This window comes from Leptolyngbya sp. 'hensonii' (assembly GCF_001939115.1).
In the GTDB taxonomy this organism is placed as follows: Bacteria; Cyanobacteriota; Cyanobacteriia.
On sequence record NZ_MQTZ01000012.1, the window covers coordinates 122,673 to 137,782 of the forward strand.

The window sequence follows — 15,110 nt, forward strand, 5'->3', positions numbered from 1 at the left end:
AGAAGTTAGGCAGAATGGAAACAGTTGGGAAAGGGAGAGATTCACGAGGACACTGCCATGAAATATTTGCTTGTTGCTGCCCTGATCTCCATTGCGGTCACGGCCTTACCCTCCAGGGCTGCCAATCCAGAGCATGTGCGGCAATTGCTGGAAACCTATCGCTGCCCAACGGAATGCGACTTGAGTAATGCTGATCTAGAAAATGCTGATTTGAGACTGGCCCAACTTGCTAAAGCCAATCTTGAGGGGGCAAATCTCAGGAATGCAAACCTGTTTGGGGCTAACTTACGCAGGGCAAATCTTGGGAAAAGTGACCTTAAAGGGGCCAATCTCAACAATGCCAGCCTAGTCAGTTCTGATTTAAGGGGAGCCAATCTGAATGGGACTAACTTGACCTGGGCTGACTTAAAAGGAGCTAACCTTAAGGGTGTGGATCTGCGCACCACCCTGCTAGCCAATGCCAATTTGACGGGTGCTGACTTACAGGAAGCGAATCTAACTGGGGTTGACCTGAGTCAGATCAACCTGAGCAATACTAAAATGCCCGATGGGAGTATTAACCCTGCCCCGCCAGCTACAGCCCAATGCAATCGGGTAGATACCGGGGGTGGGCTAGCTGGTGAAGGATTTCTGGTGCGGGTCGGATGTAATAATTTGTAACCCTCGTCTGTAGAGACGTTGCATGCAACATCTCTACAGACGGGTTGATGTTACATCGTCAGGGATGGGGCATTGGTTTCGATCAATTGGGCCAGATCTTGCAGGAAAGCAGCGGCATGGGCACCATAGATAATCCGATGGTCGCAGGTGAGGTTAACCTGCATCTGCTGCCGAACTCCTAACAGACCGTCTGCAGTGGCCACAACCTGAGGCCGGGCAGCCCCGATCGCCAGGATGGCTCCCTGACCGGGTGGCAGAATGGCATCAAAACGATCGACCCCAAACATCCCCAGGTTGGACAGGGTAAAGGTTCCAGAATTATACTCTTCTGGCTGCAACTGCTTGGCTCTGGCCCGCTCTACTAATCCCTTCCAGGCACGGGAGAGGGAGTAGAGATCTGCCTGGTCCGCATTTTGCAACACTGGGGTAATTAAGCCACCATCATCCATCGCGACCGCAACCGCAATATTGATGGCCCCACTGTATTTAATCCCCTGGTCGGTGTAACTGGCATAGAGCAGGGGATGCTTTTGCAGCGTTACCGCAACTGCCTTGGCCAGGAGAGCTGTCATGGTCACCCCCTTGGCCTTAATCTGCTTGTACAGTTTATCCAGGCCATCAGTGGTAATGGTGTAGCCCACATGATACGTGGGCACAGTCAAACTGGCGACCATGTTACGGACAACTGCATTCTGCAGGGTAGTCATGGGAACGATTTGACCAGGAACAGCAGCAGGAATAGCTGCTGGGGCGGGGGCTGGTTTGACCACTGGGGTAGCCACCACAGCCGGAGTAGCAATGGCCGGTGGCTTTGCCCTGCCAACTGCTGCTTCTACGTCTTCCGCCACAATCCGCCCATGGGGACCGCTTCCTTTTAGGGAGTCCAGATCAACTTTCAGTTCCTTGGCCAGTTTACGGGCCCGAGGAGATACCACAACCCGACCATTCCCAGCCTGAGATCCCCCGCTGGGAGCGGTGGCCGCAACCGCGACAGCCTCTGCTGCCGGAGTCGGGCCAACCGCAGCCACAGTTGGTTGACTACTGGACGATCCGGTAGAGAGGCTGGCGGCCTGCTGTTTAGCTGCTTCAATCTCAGCTTCTGTTTCAGCAATCAGGGCGATCGCTGCCCCGACAGGTGCGCTCTCCCCGGCTGGAACCGTAATGACAGCCAGGTAACCCTCGTAAAAAGACTCTACGTCCATGTCGGCCTTATCAGACTCGACAACGACGATCGTCTCTCCCCGCTCAACTTTGTCTCCTGCTGCTTTCGCCCAGGAAACAATTTTCCCCTCCGTCATGGTGGAGCTGAGGGCAGGCATAAAAACTTCGTTGATCATCCCGCTTAAACGTCTCCCCGAATTTCTTCAACAACGCCATCTCGCAGGAGAACTTCTACCTGCATTTTCTGAATCAGATTATCTCCAGTTGCGACTCGGAAGAAGCTCTCAATCTGACCCTGATTCACTTCCTGATCCAGTTCCAGCACCTGGACCTGGGAGAGTTGCTGCAGGATCTGATTTTTCTGCTCTAGCAGCTCACTCTTCTTCTCGTTAACCTGCATCTGAACATTCTCGATCTGCTGCATCACCTGGGGACCAGGGGGTTGAAGCGATTGTCTCTGAATTTCGGCAATCATCCGCTGTCCTTGCATTTCAAGTTGCTGGAGCTGGCTGTCAAGCTGGTTAATTTGAGCCTGGAGCTGCTGCTGGGCTTCTTCCTTCCAGCGGGGAGTCACGATCGCTTTAACAGTAACGGCTCGCTTCAAAAGGAGTTGCGAATTGGAGGCATCCATACAAATTTCACTTCTAGATAGGTGGTGGGCTTGGTAGAACCCGAAATCAGCTAATCAGCGAACATCCCGTCAATCATACCGCGATAGCGTTCCATCACGACAGGTCTGCGAATTTTTAGGGTTTGGGTTAGCATGCCATTTTCCATGGAAAAAGGAATAGCCAGCAAGCGGAAAGGACCGATCCGATCGTCCACCCGATATCCCGGTCGATTCTGCACTTCCCGATTCAACTCCTGTCGGTACAGAGTCTGCACAGCCCCAGCATTCAATTTTTCTTCCAAATCCGAACTTTGAGCCTCAATGGCAGCCACCAACTCTGTGAAACCGGGCTGCTTTTCTGCCCACTGCTTCAGGGTTTCCAGATTGGGCACAATCAGGGCTCCGAGGGATTTTTGATCCTGACCCACCAGCATAATCTGATCGACATAAACGCTGCGCAAGCAGGCATCTTCAATCGGCTGGGGTTCGATGTTCTCCCCATTGGTCAGGACGATCGTGTCCTTGGCCCGCCCCGTCAAGACTAGGTCATTCTCCGGGGTCACCCAACCCAGATCCCCACTATCAAACCAACCCTCTGGATCGATTGCCTTGGCCGTAGCCTCCGGATTTTGATAGTAGCCTTGCATAATCTGAGGCCCCCGAATCAGCACCAGGCCCCGCTGTCCCTGGGGCAGGGGCTGGCGAGTTTCCAGATCCACAATTTTGATTTCCGTGCCGGGTAGGGGCTGACCCGCAGAACCTCGCAGGTTGCGCCAGGGGCGACGGGCATTGGTGACGGGGGAGGTTTCCGTCAGACCATAACCCACCAGAATTTCCACACCCACAATCTCAAAGAACAGGTCCAGGTGGGGGGCCAGGGCTCCACCGCCACTGATCACCTGCCGGATCTGGCTGCCTGTAGCCTCCCGCACCTTGTGATAGACCATACGATCGGCCAGGGCATGTACCGGAGCCAGAACAACCATCTGGACCCCCGCTAGAAGGCGATCGAGCCAGGATGGATGCTGTTTCAACAGATTCAGATTGCGGGCTGTGCGTCGGGCAATAATATATTTCTGACTGATTTCCAGAAAGAAATTGACCAGTTTTTGTTTCCCTTCGGGTTGCTCCCGAAATTGCTTTTGAATTCCCTCGTAAATGGACTCCCACAGCCGGGGCACAGCAACCATAAAGTTGGGCCGCACCTCCCTCAGATCCCGCTTCACATAGCGAATATTGGTGTAGTACTGGGTGCAACCCTGAGAGAGCAAGAAGTACTCACAGGTCCGCTCATAGCTGTGCCAGGTGGGGAGAATACTGAGGACATGAGCCCCTGCCTGAGGCTGCACGATCGTGCCCAAAGTCAAAATCTGGGAGATCAGGTTACCATGGCTCAGCATCACCCCCTTGGGTTTACCTGTGGTCCCAGAGGTATAGATCAGAGTGGCCAGCATCTCCCGCGTTTGGTTCACGCCCTTGGGAGTATGACCAGCTCCCAGATCCAGCAGTTGGGTGAAATTCACGACCTTGAAGGCATCTTCCGTGGGGGAGATCTCATCGGATAGGAGGACCACCTGCCCGATCGGGAGATCGACCAATCGGGGTCGCAGTTTCTCCAGAGTCGCCAGGTCTTCTGCAATCAGGGTGGTGCTGCCACTGTCGGCCAGGATGAAGGCCAGTTCCTCCCGCTCCGCCTGGGAACTGCGAACAGCATCGATCGCCCCAGCCGTCATGGTCCCCTGATCGGCAATAAACCAGCGGGGGCTGTTGTCAGCGAACAGAGCTACCCGATCGCCCGCGCCTACCCCCAATGTCTGTAGCCCTGCCGCAAACTGCTGGATCTGTTGATTCAGCTCGGTGTAAGTCAGGGAGACTTCCGGCTTGCTGTGGCTGTCCTTCAGGGCTAGGACCGTCCCAAAGCGTTGTGCTGCTAGGGGCCAGATCTCAGGAATGGCCTGAATACTGCTGTAATCGACCAGCCGAGTTAGGTTGGTCCGTTCAATATCGGTGTAGGTGTAGGTAACAGGGCGATTCATAGTTTGCTTCGATGAGAGTGGTCGGGAAAAACCTGCAACCAGGTATTTGTCACTGAATAAGGTTGGTTGGGTTAATCCAACCGTAGCTTGTGCCTCTTAAAAAAATATGGTAACCGGGACAGGTTTTCCACTGTCATCCTCTTTGTCATGGTTGAAATTAAATCAATATTGATGATCATTGATGATCTGCTTGTAGAAAAGCACGGGTCTGACCCTCTGCCTTATCCGGAGCAGGGGTGGTATGCCCTGTCCGCCAGGTAAAGCCGGAGTTGCCATTCCATCTGGCCCAGGACTCAGACCCCCGTGTTGCAACATTTAATGTTTTAGTGTTTGAAACACTTGGTTCTTTCACGAACCCCCCAGGCTCTCCTGGGTCACTTCTATGATGTGTTCCAGATCAAAGTTGTGCAGTTTTTTCATCAAGTCTTCTGCCAGGAGAGCCTGTTCTGGGGGAATTTGCTGGATCAATCGTTCGATCTGCTGCCGATCGAGCAGACTGGCAGCCTGATGGAGTTCTCTAACCCAATTGGCAGGCATGGTTTTGAGGGCCACCACCCGATCGGTTGCAGACAGGGGCCATCCCTTCATGCGCTTGTCCAATGCATCGGCCTCTGTTTCAGCATAGACGTATTGAACGCCCAAATATTTAGTGATCTTTTGGAGCAGGGTATTTTCCTGAAAGGGTTTGCGAACAAAGTCATTACAGCCAACTTCCAAAACTCTAGCCCGTTCTTCTTCGAAAGCACTGGCCGTCAGGGCAATGATAATAGTCTGATCTGGGGAGGAAGGGACAGTTGAAGATTGGGGGTGGCAGGCTGATTGGTAACGCTCCGCTTCCTTGCTCCTGATTTGTCGGGTAGCCTCATATCCATCCAAACCAGGCATGCGCAGGTCCATCCAGATCAGGTGGGGATGCCACGTCTCCCACAGGTCGATCGACGCCTGCCCATTCATCGCAGCCTGGACTTCAAATCCGATCGACGCCAAAAGTTGCATCAGCAAGTGGCAGTTGGTTTCATTATCTTCCACCACTAACATACGGTAAGGTGGCTGACCCGGGGCAATCCCAATGATTTGTTGACAACAGGAACGTTGACTGGAGTCAGGGGCAATTTCGGGTTGTACCCGGATGGAAAAGGCGAAGGTCGAACCCTGTTCTGATGTTCTGGCAATGGTTAGCTTGCCACCCATTAACTGCACAAACTGTCGGCTGATCGCCAACCCCAACCCAGTCCCTTCCTGGGTGCTCTGGCGTTTTTGGGATTGCATGAAAGGTTCAAACAGGCTATCCAACTCATCGGGCTCAATGCCGGGACCGGTATCTTGGACCTCAAATAAAAGGGTTAGAGAATCAGAAGTGGACGTAGAATTAATCGGGTTCCTTGCCTCTGGGGAGGGGGCGACTGCAACAGTCAATTGAACAGTCCCTTGGGCGGTAAACTTGACAGCATTGCCCACCAAGTTGATCAAAATCTGACGCAATTTATTGTCATCGGCTCGTACATAATGGGGCACATCCGTTGCACGATGGAAAGTCAATCGCAAGGCTTTCTGGGCAGCCCGTAACCGGAACATGTCCTCCAGGTGATCAAGCAGCTCATACAGATCGAAGCAAATGCTATTTAAGGTTGCGCGACCTGCTTCAATCTTGGACATTTCTAGAATATCGTTGATCAAATTGAGCAGGTGTTCACCACTGCGATTAATGATACTGAGCTGTTGCCTCTTTACTTCTGTCAGGTTAATATCCCGGGCCATTAACTGGGAAAATCCCAGAATCGCATTCAGAGGGGTGCGTAGTTCGTGGCTCATGTTGGCCAGAAAAGCGCTCTTGGCCTGGTTGGCCGCTTCAGCAGCTTCTTTGGCTTCCTTCAGTTCAGCCGTCCGATTTTCTACCCGCAATTCCAGGTCGAAGTTCAGACGACGCAGGGCTTCTTCACTTTGCTTCCGATCGCTAATATCCGTGACCACCCCCACAATTTGCCGTTCAGGCGGGGGAACGTCCTGGGGAACAATTCCCCAGACAGCTATCCAACGAATTTCGCCATCCAGGCGGCGAATTCGGTATTCGATGTTGTAAGGAACATTCTGTTCAAAAGTATCTCCGATCGCCTGCAGCACCCGATCGTAATCCTCCAGATGGATCATGGCCAGGAACGTTTCCCGATCTCCCGGAAAAGAACCTGGCACAAAGCCAAAGATTTCCTGGGCCCGCTCCGACCAGATCAGTTCCCCAGAGTGAAGGTTGCAACTCCAGGTTCCCATTTTTGCGGCATCCAGAGCGAGTTGTAACCGCAAGCGCTCCGATCGAAGATGTTGTCCCTGCTGCTGTAATTCCCTGGTTCGCTGCTCTACCCGTTCCTCCAGCTCGTGGTTGAGTTGCTGCAGAGCCTGCGCCACTTGTTTACGCTCGGTAATATCCATGGCAATTCCAGCAGTTCCAATGGCCTCCCCCCGATCATTGAAAATCGGAGTTTTAATGGTTTCGATCCACTGCGCTATCCCCTCTGCTGTCAGCAATCTTTCCTCGACACGCTTTTGTCGTCCAAGGGCAATGACATTGAGATCGTCACGGCGATAAGCTTCAGCCAGTTCGCGAGGCCAAATATCCAGATCAGTTTGTCCAACTAATTCAGCCGGAGTATAACCACAAGCCTGACCGAAGGGTTCGTTAACAGCCAGAAAATGGCCTTGTCGATCCTTAAGCCAGGCAATGTGGGGAATGTTATTCAGGAGTGAGATCAACTGATGTTCACGGGCTTTGGCCGCCTCTTCAATCAGCATACGCTTGGTAATATCCACCACTGAGCCAATAAAGCCCACCACTTCCCCCGCCGCATTCTGTTCGGGCACAGCCTGGGCAAATATCCACTTGAGCGTGCCATCGGGATAGAGATAGCGGTGCTCAACCTGGTACTCAGCCAGATGGTTGAGATTGACTTGCTCTACGAAATGGGACCAAGCGGCATACATCCAGTCCCGATCTTCCGGATGCAAATTCCGGCCCCAGCCATCTCCTAGATTCTCTTCCAGAGTCAGGCCAGTAATTTCCAGAGTTTTGGCATTGGCATAAATACAACGTCCCTGAAGATCATTGCGAAAGATCCCCACAGGGCTGATTTCTGACAACAGGCGAAACCGTTCTTCACTCTCTCGCAGAGCTTCCTGAGCCTGTTTGCGTTCAGTGATGATCTGGGTAAACATAATGATGCCGCCAATTACATCAGCTTCGGTGTACCAGGGTCGAATCTCCCACTGGGTCCAGATGACTGTCCCATCGCTCAGAACCAGGCAGTCTTCCTCACAACGTTCCACAGACCCGGCCAGACAGCGCTGGTGGACTTCCTTACAGCGATCGGGCAGGGTGGGGAAAACCTGATAGTGCGATCGTCCGATAATATCCTGATCATCCAGATGGTAATCCTCTTTCCAGCGCCGAGAGGTCAGGAGATACTGCATGTCCCGATCGAACATGGCTACTGCTGCAGGGGTATGCTCAACAAAGAGTCGCAATTGTTGTTCCCGATGTTGCAGTTGTTTGGTGCGCTGCTGAACCTGCTGTTCCAGATCGGCAGTCAGCAATTCCAGTTTGCAATTAGCCTGTTCCAGCGCTAACTGCTGTTGAGCAAGTTGCTGGTCTTGTTGATAGCGTCGGATGGCTTCTGTGATCGTCAGGCTCAGATCGGCTTCACTCCAGGGTTTGGTGAGAAAACGGTAGAGATTACCCTGGTTAACCACATTGCCCACATCTTCCGCTCTGGCTTGCCCGGTCAGCATGACTTTCAAAATTTTGGGATGGCGGGCATGCAGTTCAATCAAAAAAGCATCCCCTCTCATCCCTGGCATAATCTGATCGGCAATGACCAGGGGAACAGCGACCCCATCCTCCAGGAGATCCTCAACCAACTCCAGAGCTTCAGTGGCACTTTGAGCAATTTCGATCGTGTAGTCGGGAAAGTGCCTCAACAACTGGGTTCTCAGGGTGAGGAGAACGTTGGGTTCATCATCCACACAGAGGATTGTTGGCTTACTCATCAGTCATCTCCAGGGCAGTCTTGCATCAAGCTATCAGGCTGGTGTGAGTTTGTTGACGAAGGCGCAATCTCAGGTAGAGGTAGCTGGATGGTGAAGGTAGTTCGACCCGGTTGACTGTGAACTTGAATCTCTCCTGCATGCTTGTCCACAATCTGTCGAACAATATGCAAGCCCAATCCACTCCCTTCCCCCCGTGGTTTGGTGGTGAAAAATGGTTCAAAAATATGGGATTGGATGTCCGGAGAGATACCACATCCAGAGTCTGTAATTGCCACCACTCCGCGATCGGCTGTTTGAGTCACAGTAATTTCTAGCGTGCCTTTCTGACCCATGGCATCAATGGCGTTGTCAACTAAATTGACCCAGACCTGGGTCAACTCGTCTGGATTGCAGCGAACTTTAGGCACCTCGGCAGCATAACAACGGATCATTTCGATGTCCTGCTTGAAATGTCTCTGATAAAGGGTTAAGGCCACTTCAATGCTATCTGTGATGGGGGTCAGGCTTTCTTCCCGGCTAGCATTGTGATGACTGTAGGTTTTCAGAGCAAAGACAATCTTGCCTGCCCGATCAACTTCCTGCTGAATACAGTTGGCATTCTGATTTTGCAGCACCAGGTTGTAAGCAACCTGCAGGATAGCAGAGCAATTGGGATCAGACAGAATGGACTGATAAGGGGCAAGATTTTGGCCCAGACGTAACAGGGTCAGTTGAGTTGCAATGCTTTCGGCATCCAGAATGCCCTGTTCTGCCAGGATAGTTTGCAGGTGTCGTTGCCGTTGCCGTTCTGCTTTGGTAGATGGGGCCTGCTGTTCCTGCAGTGCAGCTTTAACCAGGGTCAGGAAGGCTGACTGCTGCTGGGGCGAGAGTCGTTGGAGCAGAGATGGCAATTGCTGAAGCGAGTTGCTAAAGGCCGCCATGATATTGCTAATAGCACTCCGGATCACCCCCAGGGGTGTATTGATTTCATGGGCTACACTGGCAGTCAATTGCCCTAAAGCTGCCATTTTTTCGGATTGGATCAGCTCTTGCTGGGTCGCCTGGAGATGGGCCAGTGCCTGGGAAAGGTCCTGGGTCCGATCGTTGACTTTCCGTTCCAGCGTGCTGTAGAGTCGAGCGTTTTCCAGGGAGATTGCTGCTTGGGATGCAATCAGTTGGACCAGTTCCTGCCAATCGTGGGTAAATGTCCCCCCAGTGGTCCAGTTTTCCAGATATAACATGCCCATCAAGCGGGCTTGATTCACAATTGGCGCGCATAACACGCTTTGGGGCTGCCGCTTGCGCCAGTAGGGATCTGCCGTGAAGGGAGTGGGCATGGCAACCACATCGATGACCACGATAGTCTGTGTATTCTCGACATAGTGGACCACAGTCACAGGAATATCCTGACTCCCTTGCATAGGCTTTGACTGGAGACTGCAGAATTGCAGTGCCGTACAGTGAATGGCAATTTGCCACTGCTCCTCTTCCTTTAAGAGCAAGATACCCGTTTGGGCTCCGGCATTTTCCATCACAACCTGCATCAGGGTGGTCAGAAGCCGTTCTAAATGGATTTCTTGAGCAATGGCTTGGGACGCTTTGAAGACCGTCGCCAAATCCAGCAAGCGAGCAGAACTACTGTAGCTGTCAGAGGATGATAGCCACTGCCTGACCTCCCTGGAGCCACCCACCCGGTGGTCTGGAACGAGTGTGGGATAACGGGTTTCCAGATCAATGACTTTAGCCTTGGCTCCCCAGCGATCGTACGCCTCGTAGGCATCCGTCAGGTAAGCCTGGGCAATTCGGGTTCGCCCCTGGGCTAGATAAAATCTGGCGGCCAGTTCACTGGCCAGGGCTTCCTCCTGGATGTAGTTATTTTCTCTCGCACCCATAATCGCCCGATCGTACAGGTCCATGGCCTCCAGATATTGCCCTAGCACCCGCTGCTTTTCTGCCGCAACCAGATCCTTCTTATGCTGAAAATTCATTGGAGCCTGTCTGGCCCAGCTTTGCAGCTTGTCCTGGTTAGCATCAATTTTCTCCAGGAATTCTGCCCGATCACCGTCAGTCACGGCATCCCAATTCTGTAATCGCACCAGAGCATCGTAAAAGTAGAAAATTGGAACATTGAAAAACTCTTCCACCCCATCCAAGTACAATTCAGCCTGTTTAGAATTCGCCAATCCCTGTTCGTACTCGCCAAACAGAGTGCTTAAAATCAGCTTATGCGAATAAAAGTAATGCAGACCTAAACGATCGTTGACTGCTCTAATTTTCTCAACGAACTCCATCTCTTTCAACAAATCCCCAGTTAAATCCCAGGGATGATGGCTAGGGGTACTTAAATTCAAAACGGCCTGTTGCAGAATCTGGGTTCGACTTGCGGATGCAGTCTGGTTTAATTTTCCAAGGGTTTGATTGTAATCGATCAGGGTCTGGTTTAATTCGGTCAGCTCTTGACCCAAAAAATAGAGATACTGGCATTTTGTCATGGCAGCATAGCCTGCAAATTCCAGATCTCCGTTTTCCGGGCCACTGACAATAGCCCGATCGAAAAATGGTAAAGCTTCCCGAAGATGGCTTGTCCAGTGGATGGTATAGGCCCCAACCAACTGGAAGATTTTAGTGTTGAGGACATTGGTCTGTGACCGCTCCACCAGTTGCAGGGCCAGTTGGCCAAATTGATAGGTCGTCTCGCTGTCCTGAAGAAACACATGAGTCAGGATGCCATAGCCACAATAGGCGTGGGCAGCGAAGGGAGAGTTGCCATAATTCAGCAGAAGTCGAATGTGGTGCAAGAGGGTGATCGGGATCAGAATCGGCTCGGCAATAGCCGTCACCCCACTGATATTTGCCAGGATCTGACTGGCAGCTAACTTGTCAGGCTCAGCCATCTCCGGCAGATGCAACAGATCACCTGGATTGTGCTGTTGCAGAGCCAACTGAACCTGACTGAACTCCTGCAGGATTTGGGCCATACTCGGAGTTCTAGGGAGACTCACCCCCAATTTTTCCAGGGTGTCCAGGGCCAGGGTAATTCCTGCCAAATGCTGATTGCGGGCCGCATAGCTCTGGATCGTGACCTGAATGACTTTGATCCGATCCAGAATGGTGTGGGTTTGCTGGGTGAAAATCTCGACCCAGATCGCCATTTGGCCAAAATGGCCTGTGAGGTAGGCGACCTCGACAGCAATTTCGTAGAGTTGCAGCGTGAAGGCATAGCGATCGTGCCAACAGGTAGGCGTCAGCAGGCTAATCCCTGTCTGAACATAGTCGAGGGCTGCGGCATAGGCAGCGGCAGTTTTGGCTTTGCGTCCGGCTAGGAGATTGAGCTGGGCCAATTCCTCGCGCGCCTCCGGTCGATCGAGGAGAGACACTCCCATGTTGAGTTGATTCACAATGTCGAAAATCTTGTTTTCTCGCTGGGCGATCGGGATTTTCTGCAGCAAGAGTTGACCAATGTGGTGATGAATCAGGGGGGTGCGATCGCTGGGAATCAGGGAATAGGCTGCCTGCTGCACCCGATCGTGCAAAAACTGATACTCGATCGTAGTACCCTGGGTCAGGGCATCTGAGATTTCTGCGGCATCCAGCACCTGGGGCAGGCGATACCCGGTTCCCATTGGGACGATCAATCCGGCCTGAATGGCATCCCACAGACTCTGAGCAACCTGACCCAGGGGCTGTTCTGCGACGATCGCCACAGTGGGTAAGTCAAACTGGCTCCCAATACAGGCAGCCAACTGCAACAGATATTGGGTCGGTAGGGGAAGTTTGGCAATCTTCCGAATCATCAGTTCAACCACATTGTCCGTGATGCCCTGTTGCTGGATTTGCTCCAAATTCCACTGCCATGTCCGGGTTATGACCTCAAACCAGATCAAATGGTTTTCTGATAAGGTTCGGAGCAGTTGAATCAGAAAGAAAGGATTGCCAGAGGTTTTCTCGAACAACAGGGATGCCAGGGGAGCTACCGCCCCTACAGGCCTATGCAAAGTTTCTGCCACCAGTTGGGTGACCCGCTCCAGAGGCAGAGGTTCTAGCTGGATTTCGGTCACGATCGTCCCCAATTGCCGCATGGCCTCAACCGATTGGCTCAGGGGATGGGTCGAATTCACTTCGTTATCCCGATAGGCATAGATAATCAGGTGATAACGATGGTCCGCCTCTGCCATGTAAGCTTGCAGGGATTGCAGGGATGCAATATCAGCCCACTGCACGTCATCCATAAAGATCACCAGGGGATGCTCTGGATGGGGTAGGGTCCGGACAAACTGGATGAAGGTCCGGGTCAGTCGATTTGCAGCTTCGATCGCCCCTAATTCTGGCACTGGCGGCTGTTTGCCAATCATCAGTTCCAGTTCGGGGATGGCTTCCACCATCAACTGGCCATTACTGCCCAGGTTGGCGAGAAACCGATCGCGCCAATATTGCAATCGGGTTTCCGGTTCAGTCAACAATTGGCGAATTAAGCCACGATAGGCTTGCAAAGGAGCCGCCAGGGGCACATGGCGCTGCAACTGATCGAACTTTCCAGATGCAAAATAACCCTTCTGGCGGGTTAGTCCTCGCAGCACTTCATGGATCAGGGCCGTTTTGCCGATGCCAGCAGACCCCCTGACCAGCACGAGCTCACCCCCCCCTGACTGATCCGCTCAAAGGCTGCCAGCAAGGTTTTGACCTGACTTTCTCGGCCATAGAGCTTCTGGGGAATATTGAATTGGGCCATATCATCCACCTGGCCTGGGATGAAATGGGCGATCGTGCCGATTGTGCGGTATTGATCCAGACATAGCTCCAGATCCGCTTTCAGTCCCAGAGGACTTTGATAGCGATCCTCAGCATTTTTCGCCATCAATTTCAGGACCATTCTGGACAGGGTTTCGGGAATGGCAGGCTTCACTGCTGACTCCAAACGTCTGATCAACTCATGGGGCGGGACCGGCTCTTTGGCCAGGTGGCAATACACCAGATCCAGGGGGTCTTGGGATGGAAAAGGAAGCTGACCTGTCAGCAATTCGTAGAAAGTCACCCCCAGGGAATAAAAATCTGTCCGGTAGTCAATGCCCCGGTTCATCCGGCCTGTTTGTTCCGGGGAGAGGTAGGCCAGTGTTCCCTCCAGTTCCTCTGGGGGTTTCAGAGCCTGGGTTTCCTGGGGGAGGAGAGAGGCCAACCCAAAGTCTGTCAGGGTGATCTGTCCGGTTTCGGGTTGAATCAGGATATTCGCAGGCTTAATATCTTTATGAATAATTCTTTGCTGGCGTAGCTCCTGGAGGATCTCTGCCAATTGCAGGGCAATGCCAAGGAACTCCTCCAGGGTCAGAGGGTGCTCCTGCACATAGTCTCGCAGGGAGAGATCGCCATGATCCGGCATAACCAATACCAATCGGTGACCCCAGGGTTCTAAGCCCAGAGGACGAACCACTCCGGACAGATGCAACCTCCGAGTCAGGGTGTAATGATTCCGCAGGCGCAACATATCACTGACGCTGGGGTGTTCCTGCTTTAAGAGCTTTAACACCACAGGTTGCCGATCGAACTCTCCCATGCCCCGATAGACCAGGGTTCTGTTACCCTCATAGAGGAGATGAATCAGGCGATAGGAAGCAATCTGAGGCAATGGGAGAGTCATGCCGTAAGCGCTATGAGGGTTAGAGTGAAGGGGATTCTGTTCTGAATCTTGAGTGAGATCCATTAGGTCAAATATTCCCTTGGAAGGTATCTTTTATCGCTATCTTTCTTTTATCGCTATCTTTATTGTGACCGATGAGCCGTAATGAGCATCCCCACTCTAAGGAGTTCCATCTATGAAGGCCATCCAACAGCACGGGTTGACTTCCCTGCTCCTGGTCTGTTTGCAGATCCTGCTGTGGTGGGGGATGTGCTGCAGCCCTGTCCTGGCCGTCCGCATTCCTGTCACGACGATCGAGGATGGCGGTCCTGGTTCCCTGCGGGCTGCGATCGAACAGTCCAATGCCAGTTCCGAAGATGACACGATTGACCTGACTGGGGTGAACGGTACGATCCGGCTGCACAGCCCTCTGCCCCGGTTACAGGGACCGCTAACCCTTCTGGGGAATGGGGATGACACCCTGAGTGGGGACGACCACTATCGGGTGCTGTGGGTCGATCGGGGGCCGGTATCCTTGAGCCATCTCACGATCGCGGATGGGCTGGCTAAGGGAGAGGATGGGTATGGCGGAGCTGGCGCGGCTGCAGGCATGGGCGGGGGTCTGTTCATCCAGGAGGGGCCAGTCATCCTGACCGATGTCACCTTCAGCCGCAATCGGGCGATCGGGGGTCGGGGTGGAGAGGTTCCCCAGCCAGTCAGCGGCCAGATCGAGAACCGGGCCAAGCGCTTCAATGTCAACCGGGGGGCCATCTCAGAAATCAATGGCATTAACTTTGATAGCCACAATGCACCTGAATTGAGTCCGGCGGGCCTCCGAATTATCGGCAGTCAAGCCAAGTACAAAGTAAATCGGGGAGCCCTGGCTGGGATCAACGGAATTGGGGTAAACGGAATTGGGACGATCGCCTTTGGCGGTGGGGGGGGCTTCGGTGGGTTCGGTAATGGGGGCAATGGCGGCAATGGCGGCAATGGCGGTGCGGAAGGGGGCCATGGCGGC

At 53.0% G+C, this 15,110-nt stretch carries 7 protein-coding genes and 1 pseudogene; 2 read left to right on the forward strand and 6 right to left on the reverse strand.

Features of this window, described 5'->3' with window-relative positions; genetic code table 11:
- Positions 1–57: 57 nt before the first annotated feature.
- Positions 58–660 (forward strand): pentapeptide repeat-containing protein, encoded by a 603-nt coding sequence (locus BST81_RS04975; RefSeq protein WP_075597434.1) that lies wholly within the window; start codon positions 58–60, stop codon positions 658–660.
- Positions 661–710: 50 nt separating this feature from the next.
- Here the strand turns inward: BST81_RS04975 and BST81_RS04980 are convergent, their stop codons facing one another.
- The 6 genes from BST81_RS04980 to BST81_RS05005 form a co-directional block, all read right to left on the reverse strand.
- Positions 711–1,997, reverse strand: coding sequence for a dihydrolipoamide acetyltransferase family protein (locus BST81_RS04980; RefSeq protein WP_075597435.1), 1,287 nt, complete (start codon positions 1,995–1,997; stop codon positions 711–713).
- A 5-nt stretch (positions 1,998–2,002) separates the two neighbouring features.
- Positions 2,003–2,452 (reverse strand): YlqD family protein, encoded by a 450-nt coding sequence (locus BST81_RS04985; protein WP_075597436.1) that lies wholly within the window; start codon positions 2,450–2,452, stop codon positions 2,003–2,005.
- A gap of 50 nt (positions 2,453–2,502) precedes the next feature.
- On the reverse strand, positions 2,503–4,467 hold the full coding sequence (locus tag BST81_RS04990) for an AMP-binding protein (RefSeq protein WP_075597437.1): 1,965 nt from the start codon (positions 4,465–4,467) through the stop codon (positions 2,503–2,505).
- A gap of 348 nt (positions 4,468–4,815) precedes the next feature.
- Positions 4,816–8,502 carry a PAS domain S-box protein gene (locus BST81_RS04995; protein ID WP_075597438.1) on the reverse strand — a complete coding sequence of 1,229 codons (3,687 nt, stop codon included), beginning with the start codon at positions 8,500–8,502 and terminating at the stop codon, positions 4,816–4,818.
- Positions 8,502–13,109 (reverse strand): AAA family ATPase, encoded by a 4,608-nt coding sequence (locus tag BST81_RS05000; protein ID WP_075597439.1) that lies wholly within the window; start codon positions 13,107–13,109, stop codon positions 8,502–8,504. Before BST81_RS05000 ends, BST81_RS04995 begins: the two co-directional genes overlap by 1 nt.
- The gene (locus BST81_RS05005; RefSeq protein ID WP_171974672.1) at positions 13,067–14,113 is read right to left on the reverse strand and encodes a serine/threonine-protein kinase; all 1,047 of its coding nucleotides are present in this window, start codon (positions 14,111–14,113) and stop codon (positions 13,067–13,069) included. The genes BST81_RS05000 and BST81_RS05005 overlap by 43 nt, the downstream gene beginning before the upstream one ends.
- A gap of 175 nt (positions 14,114–14,288) precedes the next feature.
- On the opposite strand from BST81_RS05005, the pseudogene BST81_RS05010 reads away from it, so the two are divergent.
- Positions 14,289–15,110 (forward strand): annotated as a pseudogene (locus BST81_RS05010) (hypothetical protein); the annotation flags it as partial.

Coding starts and splice junctions, on each gene's coding strand:
- BST81_RS04990 (WP_075597437.1), bottom strand. CDS start 4,467: ATGAATCGCCCTGTTACCTACACCTACACCGATATTGAACGGACCAAC.
- BST81_RS04995 (WP_075597438.1), bottom strand. CDS start 8,502: ATGAGTAAGCCAACAATCCTCTGTGTGGATGATGAACCCAACGTTCTC.
- BST81_RS04985 (WP_075597436.1), bottom strand. CDS start 2,452: ATGGATGCCTCCAATTCGCAACTCCTTTTGAAGCGAGCCGTTACTGTT.
- BST81_RS05005 (WP_171974672.1), bottom strand. CDS start 14,113: ATGACTCTCCCATTGCCTCAGATTGCTTCCTATCGCCTGATTCATCTC.
- BST81_RS04975 (WP_075597434.1), top strand. CDS start 58: ATGAAATATTTGCTTGTTGCTGCCCTGATCTCCATTGCGGTCACGGCC.
- BST81_RS04980 (WP_075597435.1), bottom strand. CDS start 1,997: ATGATCAACGAAGTTTTTATGCCTGCCCTCAGCTCCACCATGACGGAG.